Source organism: Niabella terrae (assembly GCF_054783135.1).
Map to the genome: position 1 here is coordinate 106,997 of NZ_BAAGRD010000005.1, position 17,464 is coordinate 124,460.

A 17,464-nucleotide genomic window follows, 5' to 3' on the forward strand; every position below is an offset into this window, starting at 1 on the left:
TGAAAAACTCAGTCAGAAGTGCATTTTCCGGCATCATCTGTTTAAGCAGGCGAAAAATTGTCCGGTTAATGCTCCTGCACCCGGCCATAGAATGAAATCGGGGTCTTGTTGGTCTGCAGCACCTGCAACGTCGCATATCCAGATGGAGAAACGGTCAGGTATAAATCTCTTACATCCCGGTTGTCATTGGGCCGGATTTCAATCACAAAATTGCCTTTCTTTCGGCTTTGCTTATAGGAAAAGTCAGTAGAAGTGAATTTGATCCCACCTTCAGAAGGGTTCATGGGAGCCGTAAAAGATCTGCCAAAAAAAGGTAAATAGGCTATGACGGAGTCCTGGCTCACCCTGAGGTCATATCCCAGGGATAGCTGATAAAGGTTATTGGCTGCATTGGGAAACATGAGCCGCGGATTGTAACGGCTGTCTTCCGTAGGATTTACAGATTGTGCGGCAAAAGTATATTCTTGCTGGTCGATCAGGGCTTCAATTTCCGGGTCAGTTGCTGATTTCCTGGAACCGGCACAGCTAAGTACCAAACTGGTAACCAGAGCAACTAACAAATAAGATAATAAGGGTTTCATAATGCTAAATTTAATTACTTAAAAAAGATGTAACCCGAAGGATAATTGCATAACAAAGTTCCTTAATTTTCAGTAAAAAAGAACTGCGGTTGACCAGTATGCCGACCGGAGTACTAATAAGTCATAAAAACCGATCACAAATGAGAAATATTTTTCTCTGCATTTTTATCATTTCATTAACACGGTTCGGAGCTGCGGGTCAATCTACCTCAGATTCAGTATGTCAGCGTGTTCAAACACTTTTCGATGCGATGCGTCGTTCCGATGCCGCAACGGTCAAAGACTGTTTTACGGCCACAGCCAGGCTGGAGACAGTAAAGGCCGGAGGGCTGGAAACAGAAACGATTGAAAATTTCGCTCAAATTTTCGCAAAACTCAGTCCGGGAGACGCCGATGAAAGGATCGAGTTTGAAGCTGTCCATATCGATGGAGATCTGGCGACGGTCTGGACGCCTTATCAGTTTTATTTCAGGAGCAAATTTTCACATTGTGGCGTCAATGCTTTACAATTGTTGCGTATCGAAGGTAAATGGAAGATTCATTCCATAATTGACACCCGCCGAAAACAACCTTGCCAAAAACAGCGCTAACGCCGCTCGAATATATAAGTCACGGTATTGATGCTGTTGTAAACCTTTGCCTTAAAGCGGTTGGCATTACCAAAGCGTGGGATCTCCAACTGGTCAAATTTGCGGCCGCCGGGTCCGTTGACATCGATGGTCAGGATAAAATCTGTCTCAGTTTCGTCATCGTCAGAATAATAAGTATAGGCATCCATTGACCAGTTCCCGCTATAACGTTGCTCTGTTCTATCATAATAAATGGCAGTATTGTCATTGTTAAACTGGAAATGGCCGCCGTCAAAAATAATGTGGCTATTGCCAATTCCGAATGTATTGACTTCGACAAGTGCCCAATTACCCACAATACGGGAATTGAATTTTTCGAGTCGTTGTTTGGTGCAACCCAGCAGGCAGAGGCTGATCAGAAATAAGTATATGGCTTTCATAAAGGGGGGATTTAATAGGTTGACGTTAAGCATTTAAGATCGGTTGCACCCCTTTTGATCCGAACAGGGATATGGGCCGACGGCGGGATTGAAAAAACCGCCCGAAGGCGGCTTTCCTATTCTCAGGCTTCTGAAAAACAGCGGCTCACTGTCCTTAATTGAGGATGATCAGTTTGGGTCGCAACTGATCCAGGGTAACCTGCCGTTTGCGTAAGGCGGTGGCCATTGTTGGTATCAGTGCTTTTTTATCAATCACCTTGACTACCTTGCTCCGGTAGGCATTTTTCCCAAATTTTTCATTGATTTTTTTCTCTTTAATCAGCCCAGGAAAAAGCACTGCAATATCCTTTGCATTCATTCCGTAGTTTTTGCCCGGATCCAGATTCAGGTCCGCAATGAGATGAACTTCAGCGTCCAGAACGATAACCTGTTCGGGAGCGCTGAGCTGGGCGAAGGCTGTCATAGTAAAAAGTAATGTAAAAGCCAGTATCAATTGTTTCATATTTGTTGTTATTTGGGATTACTAAGCAGGTCATTCGCGGAATAATCCGTATACGAACTCTTTGACGATCTCCTGCTTGTCCGATGATGGAGATTCAGGTTTTTGCACCAGGTTCAACTCCAATATTGCTTATAGCATGGACGGGGAGAGGCATAAGAATCATCCGTGGAAGAGAATTCTCCTGGTTTCTTGTTGGGTAACAATCAGCAGTTTTCGGGAGGAGGGGTCAATTTGGAGGCGGCTATCTGCGGAAGCGGGGTCTCGTCAAACAGATTTCTTTCAGGACCGGTTAACCGGGGCAGCGTCGGCAAACGAAAGAGAACGGAAAGGAATTTATGTTCAGGCTCAGCTTCTTTTTCCGCGACCGGATTCTCTGAACCCGATTGCTCCCTGTCACAGAGCGCCATGGTTTGCTGTGCACGCAGCAGCTGCATATTGCCGGCGATTTCCTTGCCCAGGAAAAGCGTCAGTAAGCAGAGGCTAATGATGTGCAGAAAAGGCTGTTTCACTACATGCAAATATATTATTCCGTGTATTGAATCAACAGAAATTTTTTTAAAAAAATCCCAAAAATAGCGGGTCTATTTCGGCGGGGGCCTCCAAAAAAGCCCGCCGTTTACGGGGCGGGCTCTTGGGGTTTACATCCTTATTTCGTCCTGTATATTAATAACGATAATGTTCCGGCTTATAAGGGCCTTCCTGGGGAATGCCGAGATAAGAAGCCTGGGTAGAAGTCAGGCTGTCCAGTTCGACACCGATTTTCGCCAGGTGAAGACGGGCTACTTTTTCATCCAGGTGTTTGGGAAGCACGAACACATTATTATCATAGCTATCGTGACGGGTCCAAAGTTCAATCTGGGCCAGGGTCTGGTTGGTAAAAGAGTTACTCATTACGAAACTGGGATGACCGGTTGCGCAACCCAGGTTAACCAGACGGCCTTCCGCCAGCAGGATAATGTCTTTTCCATCCACATTATAAATATCAACCTGAGGCTTGATGGTATCTTTGGTTCCACCATAATTTTCATTCAGCCAGGCAACATCGATTTCAATATCGAAATGCCCGATATTACAAACGATGGTTTTATCCTTCATGCGTTTGAAATGTTCTCCGGTAATCAGGTCCCGGCAACCGGAAGCGGTGACTACAATATCGGCTTCCTGCACCGCATCGATCATTTTCTTTACTTCAAAACCATCCATGGCTGCCTGTAAAGCACAAATCGGATCGATCTCGGTGACGATTACCCGGCAACCGGCGCCCGCCAGTGAGGCGGCAGAACCCTTGCCTACGTCACCATATCCGCCAACTACGGCTACTTTACCTGCCAGCATCACATCAGTCGCCCGGCGGATGGCATCTACCAGGCTTTCTTTACAACCATATTTATTGTCGAATTTGGATTTTGTCACCGAATCATTCACGTTAATCGCCGGTACGGGCAGGGTACCCTTGGTAACACGCTCATAGAGGCGGTGTACGCCGGTCGTGGTTTCTTCACTAATGCCTTTCACATGCTGCACCAATTCCGGATAAACATCCAGTACCATATTGGTCAGATCACCACCATCGTCCAAAATCATATTCAGGGTGCGATCGGCAGTTCCGAAAAATAAAGTCTGTTCAATGCACCAGTCTGCTTCTGCCTGGCTTTGTCCTTTCCAGGCGAAAACGCCAATACCAGCTGCCGCGATGGCAGCAGCAGCGTGATCCTGGGTAGAAAAAATATTACAGGAGCTCCATTTGACTTCGGCACCCAGGGCGACCAGGGTTTCGATGAGAACCGCCGTCTGAATGGTCATATGCAGACAACCGGCGATCCGGGCCCCTTTTAAAGGCTGAGAAGCGGCATATTCCTCACGAATACTCATCAGGCCGGGCATTTCAGCTTCCGCCAGACGGATTTCCTTGCGGCCCCACTCGGCCAGGCTGATATCTTTTACCTTGTATTTAAGATCAAAATCGATCTGCGATTTGGTTACGGTGGACATATTTTTTTTAGATTTTAAATGATGCGATAACGAGAAGTACTTTGCTTCGGCGACGGTACCCCAAAATGAACCGCAAATTTAATTTAATAGTATATAATACTAAAGTTAAACCTTTATTATAGTCATTTATTCTCATAAAATGCCTATTTTCAAGTAAAAATACCTGAAGGTCATGAAATCCAAGCTTTCTAAAGTAGAAAAAACTATCCCAACCTACCCCGGATTGGATGAGAAGGACATTGCTATTCTGCAACTATTGCAACGCAATGCGCGTATGAGTGTTAAAGAGATTGCGACAACCATCCACCTGAGTGCGACACCTGTACATGAGCGCATCAAACGATTGGAACAGTCCGGTATTATTATGCACTATGCCGCCATGCTCAACGCTGTCAAGCTGGGTAGAAAGCTGATGGTGATCTGTCATGTGTCCCTAAGGGAGCATAATAAGATCGCCGGATCCAAGTTCATTCAATCTATACTTGAAATGCCGGAGGTACTGGAATGTTACAGCATTTCAGGAGAGTTTGATTTTTTGCTGAAAGTGTTGACCGAGGATATGGAAACCTACTATGATTTCCATGTCAATAAACTGAGTCAGGTTGAAAATGTCGGCCATGTCCAGAGCACGTTCGTCATGGGCGTTGTCAAACAGCGTTACGAGCTGGTCTGAGCTCCGGGAGCGTCGTCATTACTGTGCTGTCGCCTTTTTAACCTCAAGTAATTCTACATCAAAAATCAACAAAGAACCGCCGGGAATGGTCGGAGGTGCGCCCCGCAGGCCATAACCCAGTTCATAAGGTATATAGAACTGAAATTTAGCGCCGGGAGACATGAGCTGCAGACCCTCGGTCCAGCCCGGGATGACATTGGCTACAACGATATTGAGTGGGGTACCCCGTTCGTAGGAATTGTCGAACTCGGTACTGTCCGACAGCCGGCCGATATAATGGCAAACCACAGTATCGGTAGCTGTGGGTCTGACGCCCGATCCGTCCTTAAGAATTTTGTATTGTAAACCACTTGGTGTGGTAATTACGCCAGGCTGGGTTTTGTTTTTTTCGAGAAAAGCCTGACCTGCGTCGATGGTGGATTTCGATTCCTGTTCTTCCTGTTGCTGGGAGAAGGCGGATAGAATGCTGTGGAGTTCTTCGGTCTGGAACCGAGCTGTCTGTCCGTTGAATACCGTTCGGATGGCTTCCAGAAAAGCATCCTTGTTCAGGTCCTTCAGATCTTTACTAATCGAGCTGGCGATATTTTGCCCAATGGCATAACTCGCGGAATCATATAGTGTTCTCAGGGCAACCTGATTCGCAGGAGGCTGGGATACCGGAGCTGCAGGTTTTTTGGTCTGTGCTGCCAGACTGCCGGCGAATAAAAGGGAAAGACCAAGTGTATGTAAAGATTTCATAATTATTTTATTTAAGTTTTTACCGAGCGACTTCACCGAAGCTTGTCCGGCTATGTTCCGAACGCCTCATTTTGCAGGCTGTCCTGTGAAAATGGAGCTGCAAAAATAGTCGTAACATTGTTACAGAACTGTAAACAAAAAACTATTTTCCATGAGCTACCAGCTGGAATTGCAGATCAGATGGGCCGACCTGGATGCCAACGGGCACCTGCGGCATAGTGTATATTATGATTGGGGGTCTTATTGCCGGATCGTTTTTCTGGCAGCGCATGGACTATCTGTGGGGCAGATGCAGGCCTTACATACCGGTCCTGTATTGTTTCGGGAAACCGCCCTGTTCAAAAGGGAAATTCTGCAGGCAGATACCGTTAGCATTGATCTGGAATTGCTCAGCGCCAGAAATGATTTCAGCAGGTTTTCTATACGACATAATATCCGCCGCCAGGAAGACATACTGGCAGCCGTCATCGAGGTAGAAGGTGCCTGGATGGATACCCTGCGCAGGAAACTGCATACGCCGCCCGAAGCAGTTGCCCGGGCCTATGAACATATGCCGAAAGCCCCGGAATTCGAGTGGCGTTGAGCCTGATTAGCCTTCCTGTGATGGTTGTTGCCTCAGGTAATTGAGTTTCATCTGAAACATGGCTGCCATTTTATCGCTGCGCCATTTGGCTTCTTCTGCAATAGCTCCGCTGAAGTGACTGTCAATGGTTTGTTTCCAGAGCCGCAGCCAGATTTCAAAATGCCGGGCGTCAATGGGTAAACGGGCATGTGGCGGAAAGGGGGAGCCGTAATAACTGTGTTCTTCCAGTAAAATTGTCTGCCAGAAGCGGTACATTTTATCCAGGTGCACCGGCCACTGATCGCCAATGACTCCTTCAAAGACCGGTCCGATTACCGGGTCCTGCCGGACAGCCGTATAAAAACGATCAACCAGCAATTTTATATCATCTATACTAAGAATGTCTTGGGGAGTTTCCATACTTAATTATTGCCTCAGCGTAAAATAGGTAAATAAATAAAACAATGCCCAGCCGGCAAAACCGATAATCAGGATCCAGACCCACCAGGGTATGCTCTGGGGTGTCTCGCTGCCCTCAATCAGAAAGGATTTCTGATCTCCTTTTCCGTAGGCATTGATCATCAAAGGTAAGATTCCGTCGACCACGGCACCCTCTTTAATGCCTTCAATCGCAATGGCCGGGCCGTTGCGTACCACGAAAGGAATCTTCCGAATGCCTTCTTTTCCTGTGGGATCCTTGCTGACAATTTTCAGCACATGATCTCCATCGGTGAGTTTGCGGGTATCCAGTTCAAAACTAACCGGTGATTTTACTTCGGCGATCGGCCGGACTTCTTCATCCAGGAAAATGAAGATGGTACTTTTGTCAATCATTTCAGTCATCTTTAAATCATTGATCTGTTAAAGGGTATCGTTGAGTATAAACCTTTTAATATGTGTTCCAGATTTTTCCCCGGGGCGTATCAGCCATTTAACCGAGTAGAAAAGTGTGAAAGCCACTATAATCAGGGCGATAGCCACGATCAGATAGTCCCATTTACTCTCAGGTCCGGCACCATGTGTTATGCCTTTTAATATCTTGGGCTGATTGCGTTCGCAGACCGGGCAGGCCAGCAGCCAGAGACTGCTGAGCAACAAACTTAAAGTAGCGATTAATTTTTTCATCTTAATATTTTTTGTTTACCATAATTCAACTTAATGACAGGCCCTGCTTTTCAGGTAAATACGGTATTTCAATGATGGTTATTCCGTCAGGGCGCCGCATTTAATTTGACAAAATCAAGTATTTTCTTGATTTCCTCAGGGGTTACTTTTTTACCATTATTTCCCCAGCTGGTCCTTTCGTGATTGATGATGGCCGCTACCTCTACTTCGGTAAAGTTCATGGTGGTGCCGATATTCGGCATCTGGCCATATTCGGGTCGGGCATCATAACCATTCATAATAATGTCCACGTACTTTTCCAGGTTATCGTCCAGAACCACGGCACTGCCTTTGAGCGGCGGGAAGGCGCCCGGAAGTCCTTCACCATTATCCTGGTGACAGCTTTGGCAGTTAGCGGTGTACAGTGCGGCGCCGTCAACTGCTGCCCCGTCACCGGAAGCGCCTTTTTCTTTGACTTCCCTTTTATACAGGAAGGCGGGCGCTTCGGTGCCATCGGGCAGTTTGGTTTGTTTGAGTGATTGCAGATAGGCCACCAGATATAGGGCCTCTTTGGTTGCGACTACCGTACCGGTCCTGCCATTCATATATGCCGCTGGTACTTTAACGACCACATCCGATTTGGATGCGGAATCCTTGACCCTGAACAACCAGGGATAGGAGGGCATAACCGATTCCTTGACAACAATCCGGGGGTTATATAAATGGACCAGATTCCAGTCCTTACTGGGCTGGCGGTTACCGATATCTGTAAGATCGGGGCCGGTTCTCTCAGTACCCATTAGCGTAGCCGTATTACGCCAGAAGTCTGTACGCTCAATGGCGGCGTAGTCAGCTGCCAGGCTCGGCCGGCTGCCCCAGGACTTGTCCATGTCGACATTCCGGACTTGCTGCGTATGGCAGGCTACACAGCCGTTGGATACAAAGATTGCCTTGCCCTTAATAGCGTCGGCACTCAGTGGTTCGGCACCCGGCAGGGGTTTATTATTATTCTGATTGCTGATGGCCGGTGCGATGGCCACCATAATGGTCAGGCCAACAAAAAGTGCAGTCGCTACACCAAAGAGTTTTTTATGATCATCGAAGAAATTCATATTCGTGTAGTTTAGAAATTAGCTTGAACAGAAGATTTTGTTTCCAGGTGACGGATGGCGGCCTCTGCGACATCGGTCATTTTTCTATTACGGAGCATTTTGTAGACGTTGTAGGCGAATAGTATATGGCTCAGCCACATCAGGCTGCCACCGATGGCCCGCCACAACCAATAGGGTGCCATCAGGGTCACACTATCAATAAAGGGTTTGCCCTGGATCCAAAGCAATCCTTTCAGGGTGCTGCCATACATCAGTGGAATGGTATAGAAGAGCATACCGATAAAAGCCAGCCAGAAATGCGCACCAATTAGTATCTGAGGCGCCTCTTTTCCGGTAAGTCTTGGGATAATGGCATACATACAGGCCCATAAGAAGAAAGTAATAATGCCGTACATGGTCAGGTGAGAGTGTGCAACTGTAAAATCAGTAAAGTGCCAGATCAGGTTCGTGGTCCGGAATGCTTCTGCCGTGCCCTGCATCGATCCTGTAAAGTAGAAGATGATACCTACCAGAAAGAATGGCAGGGTATAACTGTCTTTGATCTTGTACCAGGCGCCCTTAAAAGTCATCAGGAAATTGGTGGTTCCCGCAATGACCGGTATGGCCATTCCCGCACTGCCCACGATAGCCACCGTCTGCAACCACCAGGGGATGGAACTAAATACAAAATGGTGGGTGCCGATCAGGGTGTAGAAAAGTATCTGGGTCCAGAAAGCCAGGATACCCAGGCTGTAGGAATAAATGGGTTTGTTCAGTTGCTGGGGCAGGAAATAGTATACGATACCCAGGGTAAAGAGCATGAACCACATACCCACGCCCTGGTGCATATAATATCCCTGAATAATCGTTTCTCCCAGGCCATTCTGCCAGTAGGGGATATATGCGGCCAGTGCAATGACAATTGTAAATATTATGGCCGCGACCATATACCAGTTAGAGATATAGATTTCCCGTGTCGTGCGGCGGGCAATGGTTTGAATATAATTGATAAGAGTCAGTACCAGACCGATGGCAAAAAGCAGCATCACCGGCCAGATATATTCCCGGTATTCACCACCACCATTGTTGATACCCGCCATCAGGCAGAGGGTGCCAATGATTACCGATGCGTTGATCAGGATCAGGGTATACCAGCCATATTTGATATGGGCCAGTCGGGTATTGCTGACCCTTGGCACGATATAGTATCCCAGACCGATCATACCCAGAGAAGCCCAGCCCCAGAAAACGGCATTGGTATGCACCGGCCGCAGCCGGCCGAAACTCAGCCAGCTCAGGTGATCGGCTTCGGGGGCGACAAATTTAATACCCAGGTATTCACCAACCGTCGTACCAAAAAGCAGCCAGAAAGTGGCGCAACCCATATACCAGAGAATCATCCTGGACAGGGCAGGATCAATATTAGGTCGGGGCAGGGCCCGCTTTTTAGGTGCAACAATATTGATCCCTGTCTGTTCATTGAGTTGCAGCAAGCCTTTGTCATCTTCGGCTGCCAGTGCCCCTGAAAGTGCATGGCCCGAAGGCTGAAAATCCAATGCGGCTTTTCTTTTCTCCATTTGTTCCAGCAGGTCAGGGTCCTGCTGTGTTTCAAGGTATTCGGCCAGTTCCCGGGCCTGTTTGATTTTTCTTTTATTACGAATCTGGAATCGGGTATGGTCCACCTTTATCATCAGCAGTACCAGTCCGGCAAGGATTGGGATCAGTAATAATACTATTGTGATCAATATACCTGCTTCGCCGAACAGGGCGCTACCGGAATTCGGCGCTACTTGCTGTGCCAAAGCGGCAACGGGGGCGCCCAGCAGCGCTATACTGATCAGAACCAGAACAGTAAGTGCGGATGAAGAGTTCTTCTTTTTCAGGGCCAGCAGCCGCTGCAATTGCTGACTACTGAACCGGGTTAACTGTCGTTGCAGGGTTTCCCGATTGAGTTTTTCAGTTGTCGGGTCGGCTGGGCCTTTCAAGGCGCTGACTTTGACAGCCAGTACGATGGCGACGCAAAGTACAATCAGGGCCAGCAGCAGTAGCAGCCAGCGTACGGTCTGTGGAGCGCTAAAGGAGAAATCAAAAGGAAGTGCCCTGTTGGGCGGACTGGCCAGTAGACTGTTGAACACTTGTAGGGATGAAAAGTAGTGTGCCATAGTTGATTGGTTAAAACAAGATATTAATACCTTTTTGTCTTTATTTTAGAAAATTTTATTTTAAAATTTCAAATACTGTATCTCTGATTCCGGAATATCCTTGAAATCGGAAAGCCGGGACTTTTCCAGCATGGTATTCATGTCTTTTCGGATCTTTTTAAACTTATGGTGTATGGGGCAGGGATGCGCCTCAGAACATTTTTTAAGTCCCAGACCACATTCGGAGAAGATTTTTTCACCGTCTACGGCGCGTACTACATCAGCCAGGGAATGCTTCAGGGATTCAACATCGTGGTAGAAACCTCCATTGGGCCCTTTTACAGAAAGTACCAGTTCCTTGCGGCTGAGCTGCTGCAAAATTTTAGCAATGAAATGTTCAGGAGAGCCAATTCCCTCGGCTACCTCCTTTATGTTAATTTTATTGCCTTTTTCCGATTTATGAGCAATGTAGATCATCGCCCGAATCGCGTATTCGCAGGTCTTTGAGAACATTTCGATCGCTTTTGTCACGCAAAGGTAATGACAAAATTTAAATAAAGATAAAAAACTCTTTTATTATTTTTTTTAAGTGGTTCCGGGGCAAATTTCACCGGAACAATCGGTGCCAGTCCCGGACTATCTGAACTATTCGTCCTGAAAATCGGAATCCTCGCTGTCCTCCTGATGGAGGTCATTGATATTGAGCATACTTCCGAAGAGATCCTTGAATTCAATTTTGGTTTCAAAGGATTTTTTGCTAATCGTCGAATATGCTGCCAGGCCATGCAGGACAAATTCCATAAGCAGACCGGCCTGTGTTTCTCCTGCACCCGGAAAGAACTTCTGAACCAGGGGATACAGCCCGTCTACCTGATAAAGCAGTTGGAGTTTTTGATCGTCTCTCAGGTCAAAAGGCAGCTCCAGCTGATGCCCCTGATCAAACCAATTGATAATAGATCGATAAGGGTCTTCGGTTGCCCTGCCAGCTACAGATGGCTTGGCGGAATTCCGGCGTTTTTTTAACTGTTCGGGGTCCGGAAAATATTTTACAAATTGGGAACGTATGGACTTGTCCAGCAGGTTCATCGCCACCTGATAAGGGCCTTCCTGTTCACCTTCATATACCAGTTCGATTTTCCCGGTTACGGAGGGTATGATACCCATCAGATCGGAAATCCAGACCTGTGTCTGGTCCTGACCATTCACCAGGGCCCGCCTTTCGGCGGTACTGATGGCATTTTCACGTGCAGAAATACTTAAGCGGGCACTGACACCGCTTTTTTTATCTACAAATTCTGAGCTACGGGCTTCAAATGCCAGCTGTTCGATCAGTCTTTTGACCAGATCGTTGACGGCCACCGTTTTCGCGGCGGCGGCATCTATTCGGGCTTCCTGTTCGGTGATTTCGAGGGCCTGTTCCAGGGTCTTGGGATAATGGGTAAGAATCTGCGACTGGATCCGGTCTTTCAGCGGCGTGACGATGGAGCCCCGGTTGGTATAATCCTCGGGATTGGCGGTAAAAACAAATAGAATATCCAGGGGCATACGCAATTTAAAACCGCGGATCTGAATATCACCTTCTTCCAGGATATTAAACAGGGCTACCTGAATCCGGGCCTGGAGATCCGGAAGTTCATTGATTACAAAAATGCCCCGGTTGCTGCGGGGGATAATGCCGTAATGCAATACCCGTTCGTCTGCAAAGCTAAGTCGCAGGTTAGCCGCCTTGATGGGGTCAATATCGCCGATCAGATCAGCGACACTCACATCGGGTGTGGCCAGTTTTTCACCATACCGGGCTGAGCGGTGCAACCACTCAATAGGCGTATCATCACCTTTTTGGGCAATCAGGTCCAGGGCATAGCGGGAAATCGGGTTGAACGGGTCATCATTGATATCACTACCCCCAATGACGGGAATATATTCATCCAGCAGATTGATCATCTGTCGCGCCATCCGGGTCTTGGCCTGGCCTCTGAGCCCCAGTAACAAAATATTATGCCGGCTGAGCAACGCCGCTTCCATTTCCGGAATGACGGAATCTTCATAACCAATGATACCGGAGAAACTCTCGTCCCGCTGCCGGAGTTTTGTGATCAGATTCTGCCTGATTTCTTCTTTGATACTGCGGGATTGATAGCCTGATTTTTTAAGGGCACCCAGGGTTGAGGGCCGGAGAACTTCTTGTTTCAATATTATGGATTTGCGTTTAGATTCTGAAATGGGATAAGAAGCATGTTTAAAAGACGGTTTTAGATTTACCGCTTTCAAAATTTTTAAAGATAAAACTTCCGAGGTTATCCAGGGAAGCAAAATAAGCCAGGCCCTGGTTCATCTCCGTAAATTCCTGCACAAACCGCTGCAGGTAGGGATCGGTAGCGATCATAAAAGTAGTAATGGGTATCTTATTTTTCTTGCATTGAGCGGCCAGGTTCATGCAGCGGTTGACCACTTTGCGATCCAGCCCAAAGGCATTTTTATAATAGCGTTTGCCGATTTTCAGACAGGTGGGTTTCCCGTCGGTAATCATAAATATTTGCTTGTTGGGATTCTTTCTGCGGCGCAGAATGTCCATGGCCAGTTCCAGGCCAGCGACCGTATTGGTATGATATGGCCCCACCTGCAGGTAGGGGAGGTCTTTGATTTCCACCGGCCAGGCATCATTACCGAATACCACAATGTCCAGGGTGTCCTTGGGATATCGGGTAGTGATTAGTTCACTGAGTGCCATGGCCACTTTCTTGGCCGGCGTGATACGGTCTTCTCCATAAAGAATCATGGAATGCGAAATATCGATCATTAGCACCGTGGAGGTCTGGGTTTTGAAATCAGTTTCCCTGATGCTCAGGTCTTCTTCCTGCAACCGGAACCGTTCAAGACCGTGATTGATCTGGGCATTGCGGATGGATTCAGTAAAATCAATCTGTTCCAGCATATCTCCAAACTGGAAGGGGCGGGTTTCGGGGCTGACTTCATCTCCCTGGCCGGGCTTAAAGGTTTTATGATCGCCGGCATTGGATTTTTTCAGTTTGCCGAAAATTTCTTCCAGGCTCTTCTTGCGGATCCCTTGTTCGGTCTTAGGCGTGATTTTGATGGAGCCATCGATGGGCTCTTCGGAGAGATAGCCCTTTTCCTTCAATTCCTCCACAAAATCGCCGACACCATACGCTCTATCAGTCAGCTGGTACTGCTTATCCAGTTCATTGAGCCAGCTCAGGGCTTCGGCTGCATCACCCGAAGTATAAGTCAACAACTGCATAAATATATCCTTTAACTTGTCAAAGGGGGATTTAGCCTGCTGTTGCAAATCAAATTTTGAAAATTGAATGCCACGCATAATTTAAATATAACAAATTATGACGGGATTGGTTCCAATTCCGTTCGATCCGGCAGGAGTAAAAAAGGCCGCCTCAAAGGGCGGCCTTATAAAATCTGATGTCTGTACCAACTAAGGGTTGCTGCTGTCAACCGTAGTTGCGGCCGCACTGTCTGCAGCCGATTGCAGCCCACCCGGAATAATTTCCTGTCCCGGGTTCGTTACCGATTTCTTCATCGGATCATAATGCTGTTCGACCGCATTCAGGGTTTCACTCATGATCTCATTCAAAATCACTTCCGTGCCTTCCATGCCGGCATAAAATTCCGGTTTATTGGTCTTCAGATAATCATAATACGCTTTCTGGCTGCTGATGTCTTTTTTTATTTCTTCAGCGATCTTGCGGGCCATATCCAGTTTACCTGCCTTGTAATAAGCCTCCGTCAGCAGTATGCTGGTCTGGTTGTGTTGACTGTATACACTTGCCATGCCATAGGGCAGGTTCTCCGGATCAATACCCTGGGCTTCCTTGTTGAGCAGTTTCAGGGCTTCTTCCGTCTTGCCCGCGTCGGCCAGATTGCCCGCCGCCTCCGCAAAAATACTACGGATATTCAGCAGGTGCCGCCGGTTTTCCTCATCGAAATAAACACCTCTTTTACTGGCACCGCCGAAAGCATATTTATTCAGCAGGTTATCGTAAATGGCCTGCAAATTATTATCCCGTACCGAACTGCCGCCGGCCCGCATGGAACGCAGCGCCTGATCGGTTACCCAGTTTTCCTGCCGGTTTTTAGCCGGGAAGGGGATGAGCCGGTAGGCCAGTCCGTCTTTACGCAGGTACTGACCAAAGCCCAACTGACCGTAAGGTGCGGTAAAATAAATGGGCCGCCGCCACTGGTTGGTGGCGATGATATTGAGCATAATGAGGTCATTTCTGGCCAGACCGCCGCTGGCAGGTATTTCAAAAGCCATCTGATCGGTCACACTATCGGTCGGCAATGCCGTTCCGTTTTTCAATACCAGCGCTTTGTCCACCGGTATGAAGAATTTCCTGAAAGGCATCACACGTGGTCCAACATCATTGCCGTCTTCATCTGTTACCCGCTGACCGAGATACTGCGTCATGATGTCCTGCAGCGGATAAAAGGCATTGGCATCCAGTTGCTGACCCGGTACCTCACCCAGTTGGACGTATTCCCGGTTATGGCCTTCCACCTGGGCAGGGCTCCAGATGACGTCCACACTATCGGCATTGTTGATTTTATAACGTAACTGGTTGATGTACCAGTCGATCCCCAGCAGACTGGTATTGATGATGCGGATATCAGGCCGGATGCCTTCCACTTCCTGGGCATACCAGAGCGGATACGTGTCATTATCTCCGAAAGTGAAAATAATCGCATTCGGTGCGCAGCTTTCCAGGTAATTTTTGGCCAGGTCGGGTGCCATCGTCTTCTTGCTCCGGTCATGGTCGTCCCATTCCTGTTGGGCCATCAGTGCGGGTACCAGCAGACAGAGTACCGAAGCGGTAATGACGGCGGTTTTCCAGTTCTTACCTCCACCGGAAACTGCCCTGACGAGGTAGGTGACCGCTATTGTGACAATCAGGAAAAGCAGGGCGGCCATAATACTGGCCGTAATCAGGCCGCTGAAAGTGCCGTTGAGACTACTGAAAAACACAAAGAGGAAGGTAATGGTAGCGCCATAGACCAGTACTTTTTTGAATAATTCCTTGTCGGTCTTTTCACGTGCCAGCCGTACAAACCCAATAACGGATAAGCCAATCCAGATGGCGAAAGCGTAACAGGCACCCACAAACACATAGTCCCTTTCCCGGGGCATATTACCCGGTGCGTTAAGATAGATCACAATGGCTTCTCCCAGGAAGAAGAACAGCACAAATACTACAATAAAATCCTTTTTATTCCGGGCCAGCTGGAATACCATGCCCAGTACACCCAGAATCAGCGGCAGCAGAAAGAGCCGGTTATGGGCCTTGTTGATTTTCAGACTGGTTGGCATTTTGGACTGATCACCCAGCCGCGGACTGTCGATGAGGCCGATACCTGAAATCCAGTTGCCGTCGCGCTTGTTCCCCTTGCCCTGAATGTCATTCTGCTTACCCGCGAAATTCCACATGAAATAACGCAGGAAAAGAAAATCGGTCTGATAGGTAAATAACCAGTTGATATTATCGCCATAAGAGGGTGCACCGTATTTAACGACCTGACCGGTATTGGGATCCCGCTGCTGGTCCAGATTCAGCCAGTCGGCATAGAACTGGGCATGTCCCTGATCATTACTCTGATCCCAGATGCGCGGAAAAAGTTGTTTGTCTGCGGACTCATATGCATATCTTCTGGTACGGCCGGTTTTAATATATTGATCCGCACCCTTGACATACTGCATTTCTCCGTATTCGATTTTGGGATAACCGCTTTCATCCCGGGCTACCTCTGCTGCGAAATGTGGGCCATAGATCAAGGGGGCACTACCATATTGTTCCCGGGCCAGATAATAGACCAGGTTGATGGGATTGTCCACATTGTTCATGTCAATTGCGGGGTTGGCATTACTGCGGATGATCGACGTGAAATACATAAAATAACCCAGCATCATAAAGGAGAAACACCAGAGGGTGAGTTTGATGACTTTGATGGCTGCCGGTTTAATGAAATAACCCAGCAGGGCGCCTACTGCCAACAGTAAAATGATCTTTAAAATTGCAGCTGTCCCGGATGCAAAAGCGAAGGGCAGAAAGGCCAGGGTAAAGAACAGGGCCGTCCAGACGATGATCGTGGTTTTGGATACCGTGGGTTTAAAACGCAGCGCCCAGGCGATCAGCAGGGCCAGGAACAGGAAATAAAAAGTAAATCCGGAAAAGAAGGGTAGTCCGAAATTATTGACAAAGAATACGTCAAACAGACCGGCCGCTTTCATGCTGTATTGAATCACTGCGACTTGCACCAGGCCGGTAATGGCGCAACCAATCAGAAATGCGATAATGGCGCCCTTGGTGGTGGCTTGGTAGCGCCGGTAATAATAAATCATTACAATGGCAGGGATGGTCAGCAGGTTTAACAAATGCACGCCGATAGACATCCCCATCATAAAGAACAAAAACACGATCCAGCGTTCACTTTTGACCCTGGCTGCCTGGTCGGTGCCGGCGCGTTCATCGGCATGCTCCCATTTCAGGGCAATCCAGAAGACCAAGGCAGTGAAAAAAGAAGATAATGCGTAGACTTCACCTTCCACCGCGCTGTACCAGAAAGAATCGGTAAAAGTATAAGCAAGCGCACCAACAGTGCCGGCTCCCATGACTGCAATCAGTTCCGGAACCGAAAGCTCTTCACCTGTCTTGCCGTACATTTTACGTGCGAAATGCGTGATACTCCAGAAAATGAACAGGATGGTAGCGGAACTGGCCAGGGCACTCATAAAGTTCACCGCATTGGCTGCGGTTTGAGGACTATCACCGAAGAGCACGATAAAAAACCGGCCCAACAGGGTAAACATCGGTGCGCCGGGGGGGTGGGGCATGCCCAACTTAAAGGCGCTTGCCACAAATTCACCGCAGTCCCAAAGGGAGCCGCGTGCTTCCCGGGTCAGCATATAGGTTATCGTAGCGATGGCAAAAACCACCCATCCGGTAAGGTTGTTTACTTTTCTGAAGTTCATCGATATTAAAGTTTATAACGCTCGCAAAAATAGGGATAAACCCCTCAGAGCGGCGATTGAAAGACAGGTATATT

Annotated in this window: 18 protein-coding genes; 3 read left to right on the forward strand and 15 right to left on the reverse strand. The window is 47.9% G+C overall.

Annotated elements, in window-relative coordinates; all coding sequences use genetic code 11:
• Positions 1-65 precede the first annotated feature (65 nt).
• Positions 66-581 carry a DUF4251 domain-containing protein gene (locus ACYVI9_RS06395; protein ID WP_460762196.1) on the reverse strand — a complete coding sequence of 172 codons (516 nt, stop codon included), beginning with the start codon at positions 579-581 and terminating at the stop codon, positions 66-68.
• A gap of 140 nt (positions 582-721) precedes the next feature.
• Here ACYVI9_RS06395 and ACYVI9_RS06400 point away from each other — a divergent pair, with 140 nt between their 5' ends.
• On the forward strand, positions 722-1,171 hold the full coding sequence (locus ACYVI9_RS06400) for a nuclear transport factor 2 family protein (RefSeq protein ID WP_460762199.1): 450 nt from the start codon (positions 722-724) through the stop codon (positions 1,169-1,171).
• Here the strand turns inward: ACYVI9_RS06400 and ACYVI9_RS06405 are convergent.
• The 4 genes from ACYVI9_RS06405 to ahcY all read right to left on the reverse strand — a co-directional run bounded on the left by ACYVI9_RS06405 (position 1,168) and on the right by ahcY (position 4,084).
• Positions 1,168-1,590: a hypothetical protein gene (locus ACYVI9_RS06405; RefSeq protein ID WP_460762202.1), complete on the reverse strand. Its 423-nt coding sequence runs from the start codon at positions 1,588-1,590 to the stop codon at positions 1,168-1,170. The two genes, ACYVI9_RS06400 and ACYVI9_RS06405, sit on opposite strands and share 4 nt — an antisense overlap.
• A gap of 154 nt (positions 1,591-1,744) precedes the next feature.
• A complete protein-coding gene (locus ACYVI9_RS06410) occupies positions 1,745-2,092 on the reverse strand; it encodes a hypothetical protein (protein ID WP_460762205.1) in 348 nt (115 codons plus the stop codon).
• A 203-nt stretch (positions 2,093-2,295) separates the two neighbouring features.
• Positions 2,296-2,601: a hypothetical protein gene (locus ACYVI9_RS06415; RefSeq protein ID WP_460762208.1), complete on the reverse strand. Its 306-nt coding sequence runs from the start codon at positions 2,599-2,601 to the stop codon at positions 2,296-2,298.
• A gap of 154 nt (positions 2,602-2,755) precedes the next feature.
• Positions 2,756-4,084, reverse strand: coding sequence for an adenosylhomocysteinase (gene ahcY, locus ACYVI9_RS06420; RefSeq protein WP_460762211.1), 1,329 nt, complete (start codon positions 4,082-4,084; stop codon positions 2,756-2,758).
• A 172-nt stretch (positions 4,085-4,256) separates the two neighbouring features.
• On the opposite strand from ahcY, the gene ACYVI9_RS06425 reads away from it, so the two are divergent.
• A complete protein-coding gene (locus tag ACYVI9_RS06425; RefSeq protein WP_460762214.1) occupies positions 4,257-4,757 on the forward strand; it encodes an Lrp/AsnC family transcriptional regulator in 501 nt (166 codons plus the stop codon).
• Between the two features lie 18 nt (positions 4,758-4,775).
• Here ACYVI9_RS06425 and ACYVI9_RS06430 read toward each other — a convergent pair whose 3' ends face one another.
• Positions 4,776-5,495 carry an FKBP-type peptidyl-prolyl cis-trans isomerase gene (locus tag ACYVI9_RS06430; RefSeq protein ID WP_460762217.1) on the reverse strand — a complete coding sequence of 240 codons (720 nt, stop codon included), beginning with the start codon at positions 5,493-5,495 and terminating at the stop codon, positions 4,776-4,778.
• 151 nt (positions 5,496-5,646) lie between these two features.
• On the opposite strand from ACYVI9_RS06430, the gene ACYVI9_RS06435 reads away from it, so the two are divergent.
• Positions 5,647-6,078, forward strand: coding sequence for an acyl-CoA thioesterase (locus ACYVI9_RS06435; RefSeq protein WP_460762220.1), 432 nt, complete (start codon positions 5,647-5,649; stop codon positions 6,076-6,078).
• Between the two features lie 6 nt (positions 6,079-6,084).
• On the opposite strand, the gene ACYVI9_RS06440 is transcribed toward ACYVI9_RS06435, so the two are convergent.
• The 9 genes from ACYVI9_RS06440 to ACYVI9_RS06480 all read right to left on the reverse strand — a co-directional run bounded on the left by ACYVI9_RS06440 (position 6,085) and on the right by ACYVI9_RS06480 (position 17,390).
• On the reverse strand, positions 6,085-6,477 hold the full coding sequence (locus ACYVI9_RS06440) for a group III truncated hemoglobin (protein ID WP_460762223.1): 393 nt from the start codon (positions 6,475-6,477) through the stop codon (positions 6,085-6,087).
• Between the two features lie 6 nt (positions 6,478-6,483).
• A complete protein-coding gene (locus tag ACYVI9_RS06445; protein ID WP_460762225.1) occupies positions 6,484-6,900 on the reverse strand; it encodes a cytochrome C in 417 nt (138 codons plus the stop codon).
• A gap of 18 nt (positions 6,901-6,918) precedes the next feature.
• Complete coding sequence (locus ACYVI9_RS06450) at positions 6,919-7,182, reverse strand: hypothetical protein (protein WP_460762228.1); 264 nt, start codon at positions 7,180-7,182, stop codon at positions 6,919-6,921.
• A gap of 86 nt (positions 7,183-7,268) precedes the next feature.
• Positions 7,269-8,273 (reverse strand): cytochrome c, encoded by a 1,005-nt coding sequence (locus ACYVI9_RS06455; protein WP_460762231.1) that lies wholly within the window; start codon positions 8,271-8,273, stop codon positions 7,269-7,271.
• An 11-nt stretch (positions 8,274-8,284) separates the two neighbouring features.
• Entirely contained in the window at positions 8,285-10,414 is a 2,130-nt protein-coding gene (locus ACYVI9_RS06460; RefSeq protein WP_460762234.1) for a cbb3-type cytochrome c oxidase subunit I, read from the reverse strand.
• Positions 10,415-10,474: 60 nt separating this feature from the next.
• The gene (locus ACYVI9_RS06465) at positions 10,475-10,906 is read right to left on the reverse strand and encodes an RrF2 family transcriptional regulator (protein ID WP_460762236.1); all 432 of its coding nucleotides are present in this window, start codon (positions 10,904-10,906) and stop codon (positions 10,475-10,477) included.
• A gap of 132 nt (positions 10,907-11,038) precedes the next feature.
• The gene (locus tag ACYVI9_RS06470) at positions 11,039-12,586 is read right to left on the reverse strand and encodes a MoxR family ATPase (RefSeq protein WP_460762239.1); all 1,548 of its coding nucleotides are present in this window, start codon (positions 12,584-12,586) and stop codon (positions 11,039-11,041) included.
• A 46-nt stretch (positions 12,587-12,632) separates the two neighbouring features.
• Positions 12,633-13,730, reverse strand: coding sequence for a vWA domain-containing protein (locus ACYVI9_RS06475; protein ID WP_460762241.1), 1,098 nt, complete (start codon positions 13,728-13,730; stop codon positions 12,633-12,635).
• Positions 13,731-13,841: 111 nt separating this feature from the next.
• Positions 13,842-17,390 (reverse strand): glycosyltransferase family 117 protein, encoded by a 3,549-nt coding sequence (locus ACYVI9_RS06480; RefSeq protein WP_460762244.1) that lies wholly within the window; start codon positions 17,388-17,390, stop codon positions 13,842-13,844.
• Between the last annotated feature and the right edge of the window lie 74 nt (positions 17,391-17,464).

Excerpts from the sequence above, each read along its gene's own strand:
- ACYVI9_RS06450 (WP_460762228.1), bottom strand. The coding sequence starts at position 7,182 with ATGAAAAAATTAATCGCTACTTTAAGTTTGTTGCTCAGCAGTCTCTGG.
- ACYVI9_RS06475 (WP_460762241.1), bottom strand. The coding sequence starts at position 13,730 with ATGCGTGGCATTCAATTTTCAAAATTTGATTTGCAACAGCAGGCTAAA.
- ACYVI9_RS06480 (WP_460762244.1), bottom strand. The coding sequence starts at position 17,390 with ATGAACTTCAGAAAAGTAAACAACCTTACCGGATGGGTGGTTTTTGCC.
- ACYVI9_RS06435 (WP_460762220.1), top strand. The coding sequence starts at position 5,647 with ATGAGCTACCAGCTGGAATTGCAGATCAGATGGGCCGACCTGGATGCC.
- ACYVI9_RS06400 (WP_460762199.1), top strand. The coding sequence starts at position 722 with ATGAGAAATATTTTTCTCTGCATTTTTATCATTTCATTAACACGGTTC.
- ACYVI9_RS06430 (WP_460762217.1), bottom strand. The coding sequence starts at position 5,495 with ATGAAATCTTTACATACACTTGGTCTTTCCCTTTTATTCGCCGGCAGT.
- ahcY (WP_460762211.1), bottom strand. The coding sequence starts at position 4,084 with ATGTCCACCGTAACCAAATCGCAGATCGATTTTGATCTTAAATACAAG.
- ACYVI9_RS06425 (WP_460762214.1), top strand. The coding sequence starts at position 4,257 with ATGAAATCCAAGCTTTCTAAAGTAGAAAAAACTATCCCAACCTACCCC.
- ACYVI9_RS06445 (WP_460762225.1), bottom strand. The coding sequence starts at position 6,900 with ATGACTGAAATGATTGACAAAAGTACCATCTTCATTTTCCTGGATGAA.
- ACYVI9_RS06395 (WP_460762196.1), bottom strand. The coding sequence starts at position 581 with ATGAAACCCTTATTATCTTATTTGTTAGTTGCTCTGGTTACCAGTTTG.
- ACYVI9_RS06465 (WP_460762236.1), bottom strand. The coding sequence starts at position 10,906 with ATGTTCTCAAAGACCTGCGAATACGCGATTCGGGCGATGATCTACATT.
- ACYVI9_RS06455 (WP_460762231.1), bottom strand. The coding sequence starts at position 8,273 with ATGAATTTCTTCGATGATCATAAAAAACTCTTTGGTGTAGCGACTGCA.
- ACYVI9_RS06440 (WP_460762223.1), bottom strand. The coding sequence starts at position 6,477 with ATGGAAACTCCCCAAGACATTCTTAGTATAGATGATATAAAATTGCTG.
- ACYVI9_RS06405 (WP_460762202.1), bottom strand. The coding sequence starts at position 1,590 with ATGAAAGCCATATACTTATTTCTGATCAGCCTCTGCCTGCTGGGTTGC.
- ACYVI9_RS06410 (WP_460762205.1), bottom strand. The coding sequence starts at position 2,092 with ATGAAACAATTGATACTGGCTTTTACATTACTTTTTACTATGACAGCC.
- ACYVI9_RS06460 (WP_460762234.1), bottom strand. The coding sequence starts at position 10,414 with ATGGCACACTACTTTTCATCCCTACAAGTGTTCAACAGTCTACTGGCC.